General features: G+C 54.4%; 18 protein-coding genes, 1 rRNA gene and 1 riboswitch. Of the genes, 10 read left to right on the forward strand and 9 right to left on the reverse strand.

Features of this window, described 5'->3' with window-relative positions:
• A 16S ribosomal RNA gene (locus AACU94_RS00005) occupies positions 1 to 416 on the reverse strand; the annotation flags it as partial.
• Between the two features lie 616 nt (positions 417 to 1,032).
• Between AACU94_RS00005 and purH the strand changes: the two genes are divergently transcribed.
• Positions 1,033 to 2,622, forward strand: coding sequence for a bifunctional phosphoribosylaminoimidazolecarboxamide formyltransferase/IMP cyclohydrolase (purH, locus tag AACU94_RS00010; RefSeq protein ID WP_135488433.1), 1,590 nt, complete (start codon positions 1,033 to 1,035; stop codon positions 2,620 to 2,622).
• Positions 2,623 to 2,633: 11 nt separating this feature from the next.
• The gene (gene purD / locus AACU94_RS00015) at positions 2,634 to 3,914 is read left to right on the forward strand and encodes a phosphoribosylamine--glycine ligase (protein ID WP_135488434.1); all 1,281 of its coding nucleotides are present in this window, start codon (positions 2,634 to 2,636) and stop codon (positions 3,912 to 3,914) included.
• A 5-nt stretch (positions 3,915 to 3,919) separates the two neighbouring features.
• Here the strand turns inward: purD and zraR are convergent, their stop codons facing one another.
• Entirely contained in the window at positions 3,920 to 5,245 is a 1,326-nt protein-coding gene (gene zraR, locus AACU94_RS00020; RefSeq protein ID WP_135488435.1) for a sigma-54-dependent response regulator transcription factor ZraR, read from the reverse strand.
• Positions 5,242 to 6,639, reverse strand: a complete 1,398-nt coding sequence (zraS, locus tag AACU94_RS00025; RefSeq protein WP_135488436.1) for a two-component system sensor histidine kinase ZraS — start codon at positions 6,637 to 6,639, stop codon at positions 5,242 to 5,244. The genes zraR and zraS overlap by 4 nt, the downstream gene beginning before the upstream one ends.
• 237 nt (positions 6,640 to 6,876) lie before the next feature.
• Between zraS and zraP the strand changes: the two genes are divergently transcribed.
• Entirely contained in the window at positions 6,877 to 7,305 is a 429-nt protein-coding gene (gene zraP / locus AACU94_RS00030) for a zinc resistance sensor/chaperone ZraP (RefSeq protein ID WP_130222640.1), read from the forward strand.
• 1 nt (position 7,306) lies between these two features.
• Here the strand turns inward: zraP and AACU94_RS00035 are convergent, their stop codons facing one another.
• The 6 genes from AACU94_RS00035 to nudC all read right to left on the reverse strand — a co-directional run bounded on the left by AACU94_RS00035 (position 7,307) and on the right by nudC (position 11,665).
• Positions 7,307 to 8,002: a DUF1481 domain-containing protein gene (locus AACU94_RS00035; protein WP_032147960.1), complete on the reverse strand. Its 696-nt coding sequence runs from the start codon at positions 8,000 to 8,002 to the stop codon at positions 7,307 to 7,309.
• 12 nt (positions 8,003 to 8,014) lie between these two features.
• Entirely contained in the window at positions 8,015 to 8,287 is a 273-nt protein-coding gene (hupA, locus tag AACU94_RS00040) for a nucleoid-associated protein HU-alpha (protein WP_001044513.1), read from the reverse strand.
• 186 nt (positions 8,288 to 8,473) lie between these two features.
• Positions 8,474 to 9,064, reverse strand: coding sequence for a YjaG family protein (locus AACU94_RS00045; RefSeq protein WP_000940106.1), 591 nt, complete (start codon positions 9,062 to 9,064; stop codon positions 8,474 to 8,476).
• A gap of 42 nt (positions 9,065 to 9,106) precedes the next feature.
• Positions 9,107 to 9,778, reverse strand: a complete 672-nt coding sequence (nfi, locus tag AACU94_RS00050; protein WP_130216333.1) for a deoxyribonuclease V — start codon at positions 9,776 to 9,778, stop codon at positions 9,107 to 9,109.
• Positions 9,779 to 9,787: 9 nt separating this feature from the next.
• Entirely contained in the window at positions 9,788 to 10,852 is a 1,065-nt protein-coding gene (hemE, locus tag AACU94_RS00055) for a uroporphyrinogen decarboxylase (protein WP_130216331.1), read from the reverse strand.
• 39 nt (positions 10,853 to 10,891) lie between these two features.
• A complete protein-coding gene (gene nudC, locus AACU94_RS00060; RefSeq protein WP_135488437.1) occupies positions 10,892 to 11,665 on the reverse strand; it encodes an NAD(+) diphosphatase in 774 nt (257 codons plus the stop codon).
• A gap of 94 nt (positions 11,666 to 11,759) precedes the next feature.
• On the opposite strand from nudC, the gene AACU94_RS00065 reads away from it, so the two are divergent.
• From AACU94_RS00065 to thiH, 7 genes are all read left to right on the forward strand, one after another.
• Entirely contained in the window at positions 11,760 to 12,236 is a 477-nt protein-coding gene (locus tag AACU94_RS00065; protein ID WP_064530412.1) for an Rsd/AlgQ family anti-sigma factor, read from the forward strand.
• A gap of 51 nt (positions 12,237 to 12,287) precedes the next feature.
• Positions 12,288 to 12,388, forward strand: a riboswitch (TPP riboswitch).
• Positions 12,389 to 12,467: 79 nt separating this feature from the next.
• The gene (gene thiC / locus AACU94_RS00070) at positions 12,468 to 14,363 is read left to right on the forward strand and encodes a phosphomethylpyrimidine synthase ThiC (protein WP_135488438.1); all 1,896 of its coding nucleotides are present in this window, start codon (positions 12,468 to 12,470) and stop codon (positions 14,361 to 14,363) included.
• Positions 14,363 to 14,998 carry a thiamine phosphate synthase gene (thiE, locus tag AACU94_RS00075; RefSeq protein ID WP_135488440.1) on the forward strand — a complete coding sequence of 212 codons (636 nt, stop codon included), beginning with the start codon at positions 14,363 to 14,365 and terminating at the stop codon, positions 14,996 to 14,998. The genes thiC and thiE overlap by 1 nt, the downstream gene beginning before the upstream one ends.
• Positions 14,991 to 15,746 (forward strand): thiazole biosynthesis adenylyltransferase ThiF, encoded by a 756-nt coding sequence (thiF, locus tag AACU94_RS00080; protein WP_135385211.1) that lies wholly within the window; start codon positions 14,991 to 14,993, stop codon positions 15,744 to 15,746. The genes thiE and thiF overlap by 8 nt, the downstream gene beginning before the upstream one ends.
• Positions 15,730 to 15,930, forward strand: a complete 201-nt coding sequence (gene thiS, locus AACU94_RS00085) for a sulfur carrier protein ThiS (protein ID WP_001166230.1) — start codon at positions 15,730 to 15,732, stop codon at positions 15,928 to 15,930. Before thiF ends, thiS begins: the two co-directional genes overlap by 17 nt.
• 1 nt (position 15,931) lies before the next feature.
• Entirely contained in the window at positions 15,932 to 16,702 is a 771-nt protein-coding gene (gene thiG / locus AACU94_RS00090) for a thiazole synthase (protein ID WP_135385213.1), read from the forward strand.
• Complete coding sequence (thiH, locus tag AACU94_RS00095) at positions 16,699 to 17,778, forward strand: 2-iminoacetate synthase ThiH (protein ID WP_135488439.1); 1,080 nt, start codon at positions 16,699 to 16,701, stop codon at positions 17,776 to 17,778. The genes thiG and thiH overlap by 4 nt, the downstream gene beginning before the upstream one ends.
• Positions 17,779 to 18,032 lie beyond the last annotated feature (254 nt).

Raw genomic sequence — 18,032 nt, forward strand, 5'->3', positions numbered from 1 at the left:
TTCTTCATACACGCGGCATGGCTGCATCAGGCTTGCGCCCATTGTGCCAATATTCCCCACTGCTGCCTCCCGTAGGAGTCTGGACCGTGTCTCAGTTCCAGTGTGGCTGGTCATCCTCTCAGACCAGCTAGGGATCGTCGCCTAGGTGAGCCGTTACCCCACCTACTAGCTAATCCCATCTGGGCACATCCGATGGCAAGAGGCCCGAAGGTCCCCCTCTTTGGTCTTGCGACGTTATGCGGTATTAGCTACCGTTTCCAGTAGTTATCCCCCTCCATCAGGCAGTTTCCCAGACATTACTCACCCGTCCGCCACTCGTCAGCAAAGAAGCAAGCTTCTTCCTGTTACCGTTCGACTTGCATGTGTTAGGCCTGCCGCCAGCGTTCAATCTGAGCCATGATCAAACTCTTCAATTTAAAAGTTTGATGCTCAAAGAATTAAACTTCGTAATGAATTACGTGTTCACTCTTGAGACTTGGTATTCATTTATCGTCTTGCGACGTTAAGAATCCGTATCTTCGAGTGCCCACACAGATTGTCTGATAAATTGTTAAAGAGCAGTTGCGACGCGGCTTTCAGCTCACTATCGCGAGGTGGCGTATATTACGCTTTCCTCTTTCAGAGTCAACCCTGAATTTCAGAATTTTTCTCTTCAACCGAACCGGCTGTTTGTGTGAAGTGATTCACATCCGCCGTGTCGATGGAGGCGCATTATAGGGAGTTCTCCGTAGGCCGCAATAGAAAAATTGCAAAAAAATGACTGACTGCTGCATTCCCCAGCAAAACCCCGCTTTATACCTTTTTACGCACAGAGTTATCCACAATCATCAGCATAATTTCTGTATTTCTCACACGGTAAGCACAGTCAAAATAGTGATCGCCATTGAAAGAGAAAAATTCGCGAGCGTTGCGCAAACGTTTTCGTTACAATGCGGGCGAAAAATAAGGATGCCCCGTTAGGGGCGTTAGCTGAGTTTTTCGTGAATAATTCAGCTAACGCTCTCTGTAATAGTCAAATCCAGGGGATTTACCATGCAACAACGTCGTCCAGTCCGCCGCGCTCTGCTCAGTGTTTCTGACAAAGCCGGTATCGTCGAATTCGCCCAGGCACTTTCCGCACGCGGTGTGGAGCTGCTGTCTACAGGGGGCACTGCCCGTCTGTTAGCAGAAAAAGGTCTGCCGGTAACCGAAGTTTCCGATTACACCGGTTTCCCGGAGATGATGGATGGACGCGTGAAGACCCTGCATCCGAAAGTACATGGTGGCATTCTGGGCCGTCGCGGCCAGGACGATGCCATTATGGAAGAACATCAGATCCAGCCTATCGATATGGTGGTTGTTAACCTGTATCCGTTCGCCCAGACCGTGGCCCGTGAAGGTTGCTCGCTGGAAGATGCGGTTGAGAACATCGATATCGGCGGCCCAACCATGGTGCGCTCCGCCGCCAAGAACCATAAAGATGTCGCAATCGTGGTGAAGAGCAGCGACTACGACGCCATTATTAAAGAGATGGATGCCAACGAAGGATCGCTTCTGCTTGCAACCCGTTTCGACCTCGCTATCAAAGCCTTCGAACACACCGCCGCCTACGACAGCATGATTGCCAACTACTTCGGCAGCATGGTTCCGGCTTACCACGGTGAAAGCAAAGAAGCCGCCGGTCGCTTCCCACGCACGCTGAACCTGAACTTCATTAAGAAGCAGGATATGCGTTACGGCGAGAACAGCCACCAGCAGGCTGCCTTCTATATAGAAGAGAATGTGAAAGAAGCCTCCGTTGCCACCGCAACCCAGGTTCAGGGTAAAGCCCTCTCTTATAACAACATCGCCGATACCGATGCGGCGCTGGAGTGCGTGAAAGAGTTCGCCGAGCCGGCATGTGTGATTGTGAAGCACGCCAACCCGTGCGGCGTGGCTATCGGCAATTCCATTCTTGATGCTTACGATCGCGCGTACAAAACCGACCCAACCTCCGCATTCGGCGGCATCATTGCCTTTAACCGCGAGCTGGATGCTGAAACCGCGCAGGCCATCATTTCTCGTCAGTTTGTTGAAGTGATCATTGCGCCGTCCGCCAGCGAAGAAGCCCTGAAAATCACCGCCGCCAAACAGAACGTTCGCGTCCTGACCTGCGGTCAGTGGGGCGAGCGTGTTCCGGGTCTTGATTTCAAACGCGTGAACGGCGGTTTGCTGGTTCAGGATCGTGACCTGGGGATGGTCGGTGCGGAAGAACTGCGCGTCGTCACCCAACGTCAGCCGACCGAACAGGAACTGCGTGATGCGCTGTTCTGCTGGAAAGTGGCGAAGTTCGTGAAATCCAATGCTATCGTCTATGCCAAAAACAATATGACCATCGGTATTGGCGCGGGCCAGATGAGCCGCGTGTACTCCGCGAAAATCGCCGGTATTAAAGCTGCCGATGAAGGCCTGGAAGTGAAAGGTTCCTCGATGGCTTCTGACGCGTTCTTCCCGTTCCGCGACGGTATTGATGCCGCCGCCGCTGCGGGCGTGACCTGCGTAATCCAGCCTGGCGGTTCCATCCGTGATGACGAAGTGATTGCCGCCGCCGACGAGCACGGTATTGCGATGCTCTTCACCGACATGCGCCACTTCCGCCATTAATGGAGCGACAGATGAAAGTATTAGTGATTGGTAACGGCGGGCGCGAGCACGCGCTGGCCTGGAAAGCGGCCCAGTCGCCGCTGGTTGAGACTGTTTTTGTTGCTCCGGGTAACGCAGGCACTGCGCTGGAACCCACGCTGCAAAACGTCGCTATCGGCGTGACCGATATCCCGGCGCTGCTGGATTTCGCGCAAAACGAAAAGGTAGATCTAACCATCGTCGGCCCGGAAGCGCCGCTGGTGAAAGGCGTGGTTGATACCTTCCGCGCCGCCGGGCTGAAAATCTTCGGCCCAACCGCAGGTGCCGCGCAACTGGAAGGCTCAAAAGCGTTTACCAAAGATTTCCTGGCCCGCCATAAAATCCCTACGGCGGAATACCAGAACTTCACCGAGGTAGAACCTGCGCTGGCGTATCTGCGTGAGAAAGGCGCGCCAATCGTCATTAAAGCGGACGGTCTGGCTGCCGGGAAAGGCGTTATCGTAGCGATGACGCTGGAAGAAGCGGAAGCGGCTGTTCACGATATGCTGGCGGGCAACGCGTTTGGCGATGCGGGTCATCGCATTGTTATCGAAGAGTTCCTTGATGGAGAAGAAGCGAGCTTTATCGTGATGGTGGACGGCGAGCATGTGCTGCCGATGGCCACCAGCCAGGATCACAAACGCGTAGGCGATAAAGATACCGGGCCAAACACCGGCGGGATGGGCGCTTACTCTCCTGCGCCGGTGGTGACTGATGAAGTTCATCAGCGCACCATGGAACGCATCATCTGGCCAACCGTGAAAGGCATGGCGGCGGAAGGCAACACCTACACCGGTTTTCTCTATGCGGGCCTGATGATCGACAAACAGGGCAATCCGAAGGTTATTGAATTTAACTGCCGCTTTGGCGATCCGGAAACCCAGCCGATTATGCTGCGCATGAAGTCCGATCTGGTTGAACTTTGCCTGGCAGCCTGTGAAGGGAAGCTGGACGAGAAAACATCCGAGTGGGATGAACGTGCTTCTCTCGGCGTGGTGATGGCTGCGGGTGGATATCCGGGCGATTACCGCACCGGTGACGTGATCCACGGCCTGCCGCTGGAAGAAGTGGCAGGCGGCAAAGTGTTCCACGCGGGCACAAAACTGGCGGATGACGAGCAGGTGGTAACCAGCGGCGGGCGCGTACTGTGCGTCACCGCGCTGGGTCATACCGTGGCAGAAGCGCAGAAACGCGCTTATGCCTTAATGACCGATATCCATTGGAACGACTGCTTCTGCCGGAAAGATATCGGCTGGCGCGCTATCGAACGCTAGCAGAACTAACGCGACAGTTTTGCCAATAGTGTTTTGCGCGTGATCCCTAACTGACGGGCGGCTTCGGTTTTGTTGCCGCCCGTTTTCTCCAGTGCCGCCAGAATCACCTCTTTTTCCACTTCCACCAGCGGCTGAATATCCTGACTTTGTACCAGCGGGATCGGCGTACTCGCAATCGCCAGCGGCAGCTCGCGTTCGGAAATATATTCCCCGGTCAGCAACACCACTGCCCGTTCTACCGCGTTTTCCAGCTCACGAATATTTCCCGGCCAATCGTAATGAATCAACAGATCCATTGCCTGGGGCGTAAAGCCTTTTACCGCTTTGCGATTGCGTTCGGCAAACCGCTGAAGAAAATGGTTAGCCAGCAGAGGAATATCCTCCCGCCGTTGCCGCAGCGATGGCACTTCAATCGCCACCACGTTCAGGCGATAGTAGAGATCCTGGCGAAAACGCCCGGCATTTACCTCTGCGGCAAGATCGCGATGGGTCGCCGCAATCAGCCGGACATCGACCGAAATAGTCTGGTTGCTGCCGACACGCTGAACTTCACGCTCCTGAATCGCACGCAGCAGACGGACCTGCATCATCGGCGAGATATCGCCAATTTCATCGAGAAACAGCGTTCCGCCATCCGCCTCAACAAAGCGCCCTTCCCGCCGTTTGTCGGCCCCGGTAAACGCCCCTTTTTCGTGACCGAACAATTCAGATTCCAGCAAGGATTCGTTGAGTGCCGCACAGTTGAGCGTTACCAGCGGTTTTTCGCTACGTGCGCTACTGGCGTGAATCGCCCTGGCGACCAGCTCTTTACCGGTACCGGAATCGCCGTGGATCAGTACCGTAGCTTCCGATGGCGCGACAAGGGCAATTTCACCGAGCAGGTGTTGCATCGCTGCGCTTTTACCGACCATACCGAACTGGCTGGCGGACACCGCAGGTATTTCAGCATCGACACTGTGCGTATGCGCGAGCGCCTTTTCCAGCGTCGCCTGCAGGTTATCGAAATCCAGCGGTTTGATGAGATAATCCAGCGCCCCGGTTTTCAACGCCTCTACCGCCGTCTCGACGCTGGAGTAAGCGGTCATAATCAGTACCGGAATCGCCGGATTTAACGCTTTGATCTCTTTCAGCGTGGCGATGCCGTCCATCTCTGCCATTCGCACATCGCAAAGCACAAGATCAAACACCTGTTCCCGCACCTGCTCCAGCGCCTGTCGCCCGCTGTTCGCCAGCGCGACGTTATAGCCCCAGCCGCGCAGTAAAGCCTGCAAAATAGTGCAGTGGCTAATGTCATCATCCACCACCAGAATATCGATATTATCGTGCGTCATCCTTGTGGGTCCTTACGCGTAATATTGACCGGAAGCCAGAGGGTGAACGTTGCGCCTTTTCCCTCCTGGCTTGCGACCTGAATTGTACCACCGTGTTGTTCAACAATATTATGCACGACCGCCAGCCCTAACCCGGTGCCTTCGGCTTTGGTGGTGAAGTACGGGGTGAAGATAGCTTCAAGCTGATCCGCCGCAATTCCCTTACCGCTATCAGTAACGCTAATTTTCACGCCTGCGCCGCTTTCGCTGGCCGTCACGCTAATCACGCCATGCTGACCAATCGCCTGAATAGCGTTGAGATAGAGATTCAACAGGACCTGAGTCAGCCTGTCCGGATCGGCCTGAATTTCCGGCAACATGTCGTTGGCGGTAAAGAGTAACTGGATCTCCCGGCTGTTTGCATCCTGGCTTACCAGCTGTAATGAGTGGTTAATCAGAGTGTTGAGATCCACCGCCTGCAAAGCCAGATGCGTTGGTTTAACCAGTTCCAGCAGCTCGCTTACCACGCGGTTTAAACGGTCGGCTTCTTTCGCCATCACCTGCGCCAATTGATGCGCTTCTCCCCCTGCTGGCGCGCGTTCGGCAAAGTATTTCGCCAGCCCTTTAATCGAGGAAAGTGGGTTACGGATTTCGTGGGCAACGCCTGCCGCCAGGTGCCCCAGTGCCACCAGCTTCTCTTTGCGCTTCATTTCATCTTGTAGAAGCTGGCGCGAGCGCAGATACCGGCGATACCAGAAGAATGACAACACGCTTGCCAGCAAGACCGTCGCCAGGGCGAAGAGGATAATCAGGGTATTGCGCTTTTCCCCACTCTGGGTTGCAACCAGATCGCTGGCGTCAACGGCGATGAAAATAGCCTGTTGTGCTTCTGCCTGTGGCACAGCTTTGCCGTTACAGCGCGGCATATTGTGCATGCCATGCCGCCAGGGCGATGACATTGGCTGGAACAAACGATAGACCTCAAGCGCAGGCGCAGTTTCCGCTTTCTCAAGCAGTCGCCAGCGGGAGTTTTCCTCTGGCTTTAACTGCTGCATTTCATCAGGAGAATAGAGTGCACGCCCGACCATTTCGGGGTTACTGTGAAGAATGATGATGCCCTGCGCATCGGTGACCGCAAACCACAACACCCCAGGCTGGCCTGCCATCTCTTCCAGAAGCGCCTGTTGCTGCACATGGTGCATTCGCATCCCCATCCCTACGCGGCTTCCTGACTCCAGAGCGCGAATGAGCACATTACCTTTTTCCAGTAATGCCTGACGGTCAGCCTCACTTGCCCGCCCATAATCACGAATCACAGTTACCGCAAACAATCCCACCAGCCCAACAATGACAATGGGGAGGATCGTGCTTAACCATTTGGCTAAGGTGTCTTTTGAACGTTGCATAAAACGTATCTTCTTCTTTGCCTGTTCATCCCTTTTTGACAGCAGAAATCATGCCATCTTTTAGCAGCGCTTACCCTGCGCTGTAACACAAAGACTTAAGTTTCAATGAGTAAAAATGACTCGCCACCCACAGCAGGCGAGTCATTTTTACTCGTTTATCATGCCAGATTACCCGTCATATCAGCGTTTCGTTGTTGGCACGAAAGATGCAATACCCAAAGTAAGACAACCACTGGAGGATTAACCATGAAACGGAACACGAAAATTGCCCTGGTGATGATGGCGCTTTCAGCAATGGCGATGGGATCGACATCTGCATTTGCTCACGGCGGACACGGGATGTGGCAACAAAATGCCGCGCCTTTGACCAGCGAACAACAGACAGCGTGGCAGAAAATCCATAATGACTTTTACGCTCAAAGCAGCGCACTGCAACAGCAACTGGTGACGAAGCGTTATGAATACAATGCCCTGTTAGCCGCGAACCCACCGGATAGCAGCAAAATTAACGCGGTCGCCAAAGAGATGGAGGCTTTGCGTCAGTCGTTAGATGAGTTACGGGTGAAACGGGATATTGCGATGGCTGAAGCGGGTATTCCGCGCGGTACCGGAATGGGCATGGGTTACAGCGGCTGCGGTGGTGGTGGCGGTCATATGGGCATGGGCCACTGGTAAATCAGAACGTTTTCTCGTTGGGTTGCCAGCGACAGAAATCAGAGTTTGCCACTAACAGTAATTGCGAACCTTCGGGCGCTTCCAGCCATGCCACGCTGACATCAACAGAAGAGCGGCTCTGGCGGCGCTCGATATGCGCTATCGCCTGCGAATCTAAATCAGGTTTAATGGTTTGCCCTTCGCAGGTGGTCACGGTCTGTTCCATCGCATGCCAGCGCCCCTGACGCAGCACGACTCTCCCCTGACGTAAGGCATCGCTAATCTGGCGGATTTGGTCAGCACGATAACGATATAAATCAATTTGGTCGTTAGAAAGCTGCTGCTTTTCCCCGTCGGATTCACGTTGCATAAAACTCAGATCGCCGCGATCGTCAAAACGCGCGCGAATGTTCACCGGCGGTTTGCTGTAAACATTGATATTGATAAGCGTGAGGTTATCGCCCTGCCAGCGATACTCTCGCGTCGTGGTATCGCCATTGCGCCACGGGCTAAATACAGCAAGCAGATGGACATTATCGCCGCTGTCTTTTCGCCAGATGCGTACCGCGCCCTGATCTTCAGCAAATCCACTGGCGGTAAAGGGAGGAAGTGAGGAGTTATGGCTACAAGCAGTAAGAAACAGCGCGCCTGCCAGCATCAATGAGCGACGCCAGAAAGACAAAAGGGGTGAAACCACCCCTTCGTTAAAACTGTTCACTGCCACGCAATCTTACTTAACTGCGTCTTTCAGTGCCTTGCCAGAAACAAATGCCGGTACGTTCGCAGCGGCGATTTTGATTTCTTTACCGGTCTGCGGGTTGCGGCCAGTACGCTCAGCGCGGTGGTTCACTTTGAAGGTACCGAAACCAACCAGTTGTACAGCATCGCCTTCTTTCAGAGACTCAGTAATTGCAGCCAGAGTGGACTCCAGAGCAGCTTTAGCCTGGGTTTTGGACAGTTCTGCTTTCTCTGCAATTACATCAATCAGTTGAGTCTTGTTCATAAGTTATCCTTACAATGTGTTTATCGCTTGCTAAGCATCGAGTGCGACGGAAATGCCAGAATAGCACTCTCCTGCATACACGCACCGATAGCCACTTTTTTTCGCCCCCCAAATGTAGACCAGACGGGGGGCGAAAGGGAAGACTCCAGGTACGACAAATCAGGCGTTAATTCACGTTTTCTGGTCTTATTGCTGAAAAATTATACCAATATTGCTCTCACCCGCCTCACGCAGGTCGGCTCTAAGGCCTTTTATCAGCTCGATGTCACGTTCTTCACACTCGGCTAAAAGTCGGAATATTTCCCACTGAATGTCCCATTCTTGCTCAACGGCTGGGTTTTCTTTCAGCTCTTCATCGCTCATTTCGCGACCAGCCTGAGTCATTTCCAGCATCGCAACGGTGGTAATAGAGGTCTTACTCACTTCCACCGCGTGTTCGAGCGTTTCGCCACTCAAACGCGAATGAACCAGTTCACTTAACGCCACGCAGGCATCAATTGCCGGATAAACGCCGTACAGATCGAAATCGTCGGCTGAAGGAATCGCTTCTTCAAATTTCTCCAGTTGGCTGTCGAAATTTACTTTTGCGTCTTTAACGGTCAGCGTTTCCCAGATGAGATCGAGAATACGCCGATAAATTTGCCCATCACCAAAACCAGTTTGCTGGCAGAACATGGCGTAATTGGGGTACATGCGTTCGCATAGACAAGCCATGAAAGTGACATGCTGCCAGCTTTCCAGGCGCTCCAGACGCAGATGAATCGGGTTTTGTAACATGTTGAGTTCTCAAATACGGAAATTATCCGCAGTTTACCTGAATTAGGGCTGATTTGCTGTATAGCGCACGAACGCCGGACGTTCCGAGGCCACCGCGTCCGCCCAGCGTGTTGGCTCCGGCAGACGATAGCCTTTCATGCAGCGTTGTACCCACGCCAGCGCGCTATCCACACTGACCCGATGGCCGGTAGAAATAAACAGAGGGTTACAGCGCGCTTTGCTGCGCCAGACCCAGGCCAGCTGCTCGCCTTTATCCATCAGCGGGGCCAGCGCGCCCGGTTCGCTGGAGAGCGCTTCGAATTTACCGCAGAGCCGTTTTTTCGCTACGCCAATGGTCGGCACATCCACCAATAAGCCAAAATGGCTGGCGACGCCAAGACGGCGCGGATGCGAGATCCCGTGACCATCGACAAACACTAAATCCGGCTTTTGCGACAGCATCTCCCACGCGGCCAGCAGCGCAGGATATTCGCGGAAGGAAAGAAAACCTGGAATGTAAGGCATGGTAGTAGCGATGCGGGCCACTTTATACTCCACCAGCTCAAGCGAGGGGTATTTCAGCAGCACCATCGCCGCTCGCGTCACTTCTCCGCCCTGCTCAAACCCGACATCGGCTCCAGCGATCAGATCCGGCGGATCTTTATCGAGTCGATCCTCGCGGATCACAGAAGAAGCTAGTTCAAGTTGTTGAGCGCGTAATGACGCGAGATCCATAACCACTCCTTACTGATGATAAGGCGCAGACAGGCGATGCACTGCCTCCACAAATACGCCAGCATGTTCTGGCGGCACATCCTGATGGATACCGTGGCCGAGGTTAAAGACGTGGCCTTCACCGTGACCGAAACCGGCAAGGATTGTCGCCACTTCTTCTTCAATACGGGCAGGCGGCGCGTACAACATTGACGGGTCCATATTGCCCTGCAGCGCGACTTTATCACCCACGCGGCGGCGTGCATCGGCGATGTCCGTTGTCCAGTCGAGGCCCAGCGCATCGCAACCGGTTTCTGCCATGGCTTCCAGCCACTGTCCGCCACCTTTGGTAAACAGCGTGACCGGTACGCGGCGACCGTCGTTTTCACGCAGTAAACCATCAACAATTTTATGCATGTAATAGAGCGAGAACTGTTGATAATCGCGCCCGGTTAGCACGCCGCCCCAGGTGTCGAAAATCATCACTGCCTGAGCACCGGCTTTAATCTGCGCGTTCAGGTACAGAGTGACGCTTTTCGCCAGTTTATCGAGCAGAGCGTGCAGCGCCTGCGGATCGGCATACATCATTTTTTTGATCACGGTGAACGCTTTGCTGCTGCCGCCTTCTACCATATAGGTCGCCAGCGTCCACGGACTGCCGGAAAAACCAATCAGCGGCACTTCGCCTTTCAGTTCGCGACGAATGGTACGCACCGCGTTCATCACGTAACCCAGCTCATCTTCCGGGTCCGGAATTGGCAGTTTATCGACGTCAGCTTTGCAGGTGACTGGCGAGGTAAAACGCGGACCTTCTCCGGCTTCAAAATAGAGCCCTAACCCCATCGCGTCCGGCACGGTGAGGATATCGGAAAAGAGGATCGCCGCATCCAGCGGGTAGCGACGCAGCGGTTGCAAAGTCACTTCGCACGCCAGCTCGGCGTTTTTGCACAGCGACATAAAATCGCCCGCCTGGGCGCGCGTGGCTTTATATTCCGGTAGATAGCGGCCCGCCTGGCGCATCATCCATACTGGAGTGACATCAACGGGCTGGCGCAGCAGCGCCCGCAGATAACGATCGTTTTTAAGTTCGGTCATTTTGGCTGTTCCTTAGTGCGTCAGGCGGTCAGTGTATCATCACTCATACTCTGCCCGACACATCGCCACCGTATCTTCTATCAGACGGCGCGCTACGGTGCCGGGCGGTGGAAGTAACGGCAAATCGTCATAGCGATACCAGTTCGCCTCGAGCAATTCTTTCGGGTCGATCACGATGTCGCCGCTGTCATATTCCGCCATAAACGCGGTCATTAAAGACTGAGGAAACGGCCACGGCTGGGAAGTCACGTACCGCAAGTTTTTGACTTTGATGCCGCTCTCTTCCATCACTTCCCGCGCGACTGCCTGTTCGAGGGTTTCGCCCACTTCGACGAATCCGGCGAGTACCGTATGGACACCGTTACGATGCCGGGTATGCTGAGCAAGTAGGATTGAATCATCGCGACGGATGGCAACGATAATGCAGGGAGCGATTTGTGGGTAGTAACGCTCACGGCAGTGGCTGCATAGCATCGCCCATTCGGTTTTGCTCGGATACATGTCATGCCCGCAGTAACCGCAGTATTTATGCGAGCGATAAAACTCCGCCAGTTGCACACCACGTCCGGCTAATTGAAACAGCCCGACATCCAGATCAATGACCTGGCGCACCGAGCCCATATCGTGACGACGCTGCTGTTGCACTAGCCAAACAGGTTCTCCCTGCCATTCGCCGATTTGTTGTGCGCGCTGACCCACAAGATCGAAATTTGCCGCTTCGCCGTATGGTAATTCTCCCTTCGGCAACCATAATTTTTGTTCATGACTGACTACCCACCAGCCGTGATCTAATTTTTCAATTATACGATCCATAGCTCTTGCACTACCTTTGCATCACTGGCATGTTTAACATGGTTTTTACATTTCTCACTGAGCAGTTTTTGAATACAAACTTGCGGAGTCAATCATGCTTAACCAGCTCGATAACCTGACGGAGCACGTCAGAGGAAGTAACAAACTGGTTGATCGCTGGCTACATGTACGTAAGCATCTGCTCGTGGCTTACTACAATCTGGTTGGCATTAAGCCTGGCAAAGAATCGTACATGAGGCTGAATGAAAAAGCCCTTGATGATTTTTGCCAGAGTCTGGTCGACTACCTGTCTGCCGGACATTTCAGTATTTATGAACGCATTCTTCATAAACTGGAAGGCAACGGGCAACTCGCTCATGCCGCGAAGATTTGGCCGCAACTCGAAGCCAACACGCAACAGATTATGGATTACTACGATTCCAGCCTGGAAACCGCCATCGATCATGATAATTACCTTGAGTTTCAACAGGTTTTATCTGACATCGGCGAGGCACTGGAAGCGCGATTTGTGCTGGAAGATAAGTTGATTCTGCTGGTGCTTGACGCCGCCCGCGTCAAACATCCTGCTTGAGTTCTGCGCTGTTAACGCGTAATTTACATTCAACGCCCCGTTTGCGGGGCTAATTTCTTGTCGGAGTGCCTTAACTGGCTGAGACCGTTTATTCGGGATCCGCGGAACCTGATCAGGCTAATACCTGCGAAGGGAACAAGAGTTAATCTGCTATCGCATCGCCCCTGCGGCGATCGTCTCTTGCTTCATCCGTCGTCTGACAAGCCACGTCCTTAACTTTTGGAATGAGCTATGTCTGCAACAAAACTGACCCGCCGCGAACAACGCGCCCGGGCCCAACATTTTATCGACACCCTGGAAGGCACCGCCTTTCCCAACTCAAAACGCATTTATATCACTGGCACACACCCCAGCGTGCGCGTGCCGATGCGTGAGATCCAGCTTAGCCCGACACTAATTGGCGGCAGCAAAGAACAGCCGCAGTACGAAGAAAACGAAGCGATTCCGGTCTACGACACCTCCGGCCCGTATGGCGATCCGCAGATCGCCATTAACGTGCAGCAAGGGCTGGCAAAACTGCGCCAGCCGTGGATCGACGCACGCGGCGATACCGAAGAACTCACCGTGCGCAGTTCCGATTACACTAAAGCGCGGCTGGCAGATGATGGCCTCGACGAGCTGCGTTTTAGCGGCGTATTAACGCCAAAACGCGCCAAAGCAGGACGCTGCGTCACCCAACTGCACTACGCCCGCCAGGGCATCATCACACCGGAAATGGAATTCATCGCCATCCGCGAGAATATGGGCCGCGAGCACATCCGTAGCGAAGTTTTACGCCACCAGCATCCGGGAATGAGCTTTGGCGCACGTCTGCCGGAAAATATCACTGCGGAATTTGTCCGTGATGAAGTTGCTGCCGGACGTGCGATTATCCCGGCCAACATTAATCATCCGGAATCGGAGCCGATGATTATTGGCCGTAACTTCCTGGTAAAAGTTAACGCCAATATCGGCAACTCAGCGGTCACCTCTTCCATCGAAGAAGAAGTGGAAAAGCTGGTATGGTCCACGCGCTGGGGAGCGGATACGGTGATGGATCTCTCCACCGGTCGCTATATTCACGAAACCCGCGAGTGGATTTTGCGTAACAGCCCGGTGCCGATCGGTACTGTGCCGATCTACCAGGCGCTGGAGAAGGTTAATGGGATCGCCGAAGATCTTACCTGGGAAGCGTTCCGCGACACGCTGCTGGAACAGGCCGAGCAAGGTGTGGATTACTTCACTATCCATGCGGGGGTGCTGCTGCGCTACGTGCCGATGACCGCGAAACGCCTGACCGGTATCGTCTCTCGCGGCGGTTCGATTATGGCGAAATGGTGCCTCTCCCATCATCAGGAAAATTTCCTCTATCAACACTTCCGCGAAATTTGTGAAATCTGTGCCGCTTATGACGTTTCGCTGTCGCTGGGCGACGGCCTGCGCCCCGGTTCTATTCAGGACGCCAACGATGAAGCGCAGTTTGCCGAGCTGCATACGCTGGGCGAACTGACCAAAATCGCCTGGGAATATGACGTGCAGGTGATGATTGAAGGCCCCGGGCATGTGCCGATGCAGATGATTCGCCGCAATATGACCGAGGAGTTAGAGCACTGCCACGAAGCGCCGTTTTACACTCTGGGGCCGCTAACTACCGATATCGCGCCGGGCTATGACCACTTCACGTCAGGGATTGGTGCGGCGATGATTGGCTGGTTTGGCTGCGCGATGCTCTGTTACGTAACGCCAAAAGAGCATCTGGGTCTGCCTAATAAAGAAGATGTTAAGCAGGGGCTTATCACCTATAAGATTGCCGCCCACGCCGCCGACCTGGCGAAAGGGCATCCGGGCGCGCAAATTCGCGATAACGCCATGTCGAAAGCCCGCTTCGAATTTCGCTGGGAAGACCAGTTTAATCTGGCCCTCGACCCGTTTACCGCCCGCGCTTATCACGATGAAACCCTGCCGCAAGAGTCCGGCAAAGTCGCCCATTTTTGCTCCATGTGTGGGCCGAAATTCTGCTCGATGAAAATCAGCCAGGAAGTGCGTGATTACGCCGCCGCGCAAACCATTGAAGTGGGAATGGCGGATATGTCGGAGAACTTCCGCGCCAGAGGCGGAGAAATCTACCTGCGTAAGGAGGAAGCGTGATGTATCAGCCTGATTTTCCTCCTGTACCTTTTCGTTTAGGACTGTACCCGGTGGTGGACAGCGTACAGTGGATCGAACGTCTGTTGGATGCAGGCGTACGTACTCTCCAGCTACGCATCAAAGATCAACGCGATGAAGAGGTGGAAGCCGATGTCGTGGCGGCAATTGCGCTGGGCCGCCGCTATAACGCGCGATTGTTTATCAACGATTACTGGCGGCTGGCGATCAAGCATCAGGCGTATGGCGTCCATTTGGGGCAGGAAGATTTGCAAGCCACCGATCTCCACGCCATCCGCGCGGCAGGCCTGCGGCTGGGCGTTTCGACCCATGACGATATGGAGATCGACGTCGCGCTAGCAGCACATCCTTCTTATATCGCACTGGGACATGTATTCCCGACGCAAACCAAACAGATGCCTTCTGCACCGCAGGGGCTGGAACAACTGGCACGGCACATTGAGCGTCTGGCGGATTATCCCACCGTGGCGATTGGCGGTATCAGTCTGCCGCGCGCGCCTGCGGTGATAGCAACGGGTGTCGGCAGTATCGCCGTCGTCAGTGCCATTACCCAGGCGGCAGACTGGCGTTTGGCAACGGAACAGCTGCTGGAAATTGCAGGAGTTGGCGATGAATGACCGTGACTTTATGCGTTATAGCCGCCAAATCCTGCTCGACGATATCGCTCTTGACGGGCAGCAAAAACTGCTCGACAGCCAGGTGCTGATTATTGGTCTTGGCGGGCTGGGTACACCTGCTGCGCTGTACCTGGCGGGGGCTGGCGTCGGGACGCTGGTACTGGCAGATGACGACGATGTGCATTTAAGCAATCTGCAACGACAAATCCTCTTTACCACTGAAGATATCGATCGCCCGAAATCGCAGGTCAGCCAACAGCGACTGACACAGTTGAATCCCGATATTCAACTGACAGCATTACAACAACGGTTAACGGGTGAGGCGTTAAAAGATGCGGTTGCACAAGCCGATGTGGTGCTCGACTGTACCGACAATATGGCGACTCGCCAGGAGATTAATGCCGCCTGCGTAGCACTCAACACGCCGCTTATCACCGCCAGCGCGGTCGGATTTGGCGGTCAGTTGATGGTACTGACGCCGCCCTGGGAGCAGGGGTGTTACCGCTGCCTGTGGCCAGATAACCAGGAGCCAGAACGCAACTGCCGCACGGCGGGCGTGGTTGGCCCGGTGGTCGGGGTTATGGGCACTTTGCAGGCACTGGAAGCAATTAAGTTATTAAGCGGTATAGAGACGCCGGCGGGAGAACTCCGACTATTCGACGGTACATCGAGCCAGTGGCGCAGCCTGGCGTTGCACCGCGCCAGTGGTTGCCCGGTATGCGGAGGAAGCAATGCAGATCCTGTTTAACGATCAACCGATGCAGTGCGCCGCCGGGCAAACTGTTCACGAACTACTGGAGCAACTCGACCAACGACAAGCGGGCGCGGCTCTGGCGATTAATCAGCAAATCGTCCCGCGGGAGCAATGGGCGCAACATATCGTGCAGGATGGCGACCAGATCCTGCTTTTTCAGGTTATTGCAGGGGGTTGAGATGTTACGTATTGCGGACAAAACGTTTGATTCACATCTGTTTACCGGTACCGGGAAATTCGCCTCCTCACAACTGATGGTGGAGTCTATTCGTGCTTCCGGCAGCCAGCTGGTGACGCTGGCGATGAAACGCGTCGACTTATGCCAACACAACGACGCTATCCTCGAACCGCTTATCGCGGCGGGTGTGACCCTGCTGCCGAATACATCCGGGGCGAAAACCGCGGAAGAAGCCATTTTCGCCGCCCATCTGGCGCGTGAGGCGTTAGGCACAAACTGGCTAAAATTAGAGATTCACCCTGACGCCCGCTGGCTATTGCCCGATCCCATCGAAACCCTGAAAGCCGCCGAAACGCTGGTACAACAGGGATTTGTCGTGCTGCCTTACTGCGGGGCCGATCCGGTATTGTGTAAACGTCTGGAAGAAGTCGGCTGTGCAGCGGTGATGCCGCTCGGCGCGCCGATTGGCTCGAATCAGGGACTGGAGACCCGCGCCATGCTGGAGATTATTATCCAGCAGGCCACCGTTCCGGTGGTTGTCGATGCTGGCATCGGCGTTCCCAGCCATGCCGCACAGGCGCTGGAAATGGGGGCCGACGCGGTGTTAGTGAATACGGCGATTGCCGTCGCGGACGATCCCGTCAACATGGCGAAGGCATTTCGTCTGGCAGTAGAAGCAGGCCTGCTGGCTCGTCAGTCCGGACCGGGCAGCCGCAGTCATTTTGCTCATGCCACCAGCCCGCTGACCGGATTTCTGGAGGCATCGGCATGAAAACCTTCAGCGATCGCTGGCGACAACTGGACTGGGACGACATCCGCCTGCGTATCAACGGCAAAACGGCTGCTGACGTAGAGCGGGCGCTAAATGCCTCGCAACTCACCCGCAACGACATGATGGCGCTGTTATCGCCTGCCGCCAGTGGCTATCTGGAACAACTGGCCCAACGGGCGCAGCGCCTGACCCGTCAGCGATTTGGCAACACAGTTAGTTTCTACGTCCCGCTTTATCTTTCCAATCTTTGCGCTAACGACTGCACGTACTGCGGATTTTCCATGAGCAATCGCATCAAGCGCAAAACGCTGGATGAAGCAGATATTGCCAGGGAAAGTGCCGCTATACGGGAGATGGGCTTTGAACATCTGCTATTAGTCACTGGTGAACATCAGGCGAAAGTGGGGATGGATTACTTTCGTCGTCATCTCCCTGCCCTGCGTGAACAGTTCTCTTCACTACAGATGGAAGTGCAACCGCTGGCGGAGGCGGAATATGCCGAACTAAAACAGCTTGGTCTCGATGGCGTGATGGTTTATCAGGAGACGTATCACGAGGCGACATATGCCCGCCATCATCTGAAAGGCAAAAAACAGGACTTCTTCTGGCGGCTGGAAACGCCGGATCGGCTGGGGTGTGCGGGAATTGATAAGATAGGCCTCGGCGCTCTGATCGGTCTTTCCGACAGCTGGCGCGTTGACTGCTATATGGTTGCCGAACATTTGCTATGGCTGCAACAGCATTACTGGCAAAGCCGTTACTCTGTCTCTTTCCCGCGCCTGCGCCCGTGTACTGGCGGCATTGAGCCTGCGTCGATTATGGATGAACGCCAGTTAGTGCAAACCATCTGCGCCTTCCGGCTGCTTGCACCGGAGATTGAACTGTCACTCTCCACGCGGGAATCACCGTGGTTTCGCGATCGCGTAATTCCGCTGGCAATTAATAACGTCAGCGCTTTTTCGAAAACGCAGCCAGGTGGCTATGCCGACAATCACCCCGAGCTGGAACAGTTCTCACCGCACGACAATCGCAGGCCTGAAGCGGTTGCTGCCGCGTTAACTGCTCAAGGTTTGTAGCCGGTATGGAAAGACTGGGACAGCTATCTGGGACGCGCCTCGCAAAGGCTATGAGACGGAATGTAAGAACGTAAATTTATTCCGAGCCGCTACGGAAGATGAAAAACGCAAGGTTGTTGAAAGCGTTGTGTTTTTTTATGGTAGTGCCGTCAGCAGGAATGTTGTCCAGGGCGAAAAGCTTCTTCCTCGTTTCGCCCTGCCTTTCTTAATATTTCCCGTGAAGAATTTGCCCTCTGAATAACAGCCATAAAAAA

Origin of the sequence: Escherichia sp. E4702 (assembly GCF_963883545.1) — a bacterium.
Lineage (GTDB): Bacteria > Pseudomonadota > Gammaproteobacteria > Enterobacterales > Enterobacteriaceae > Escherichia.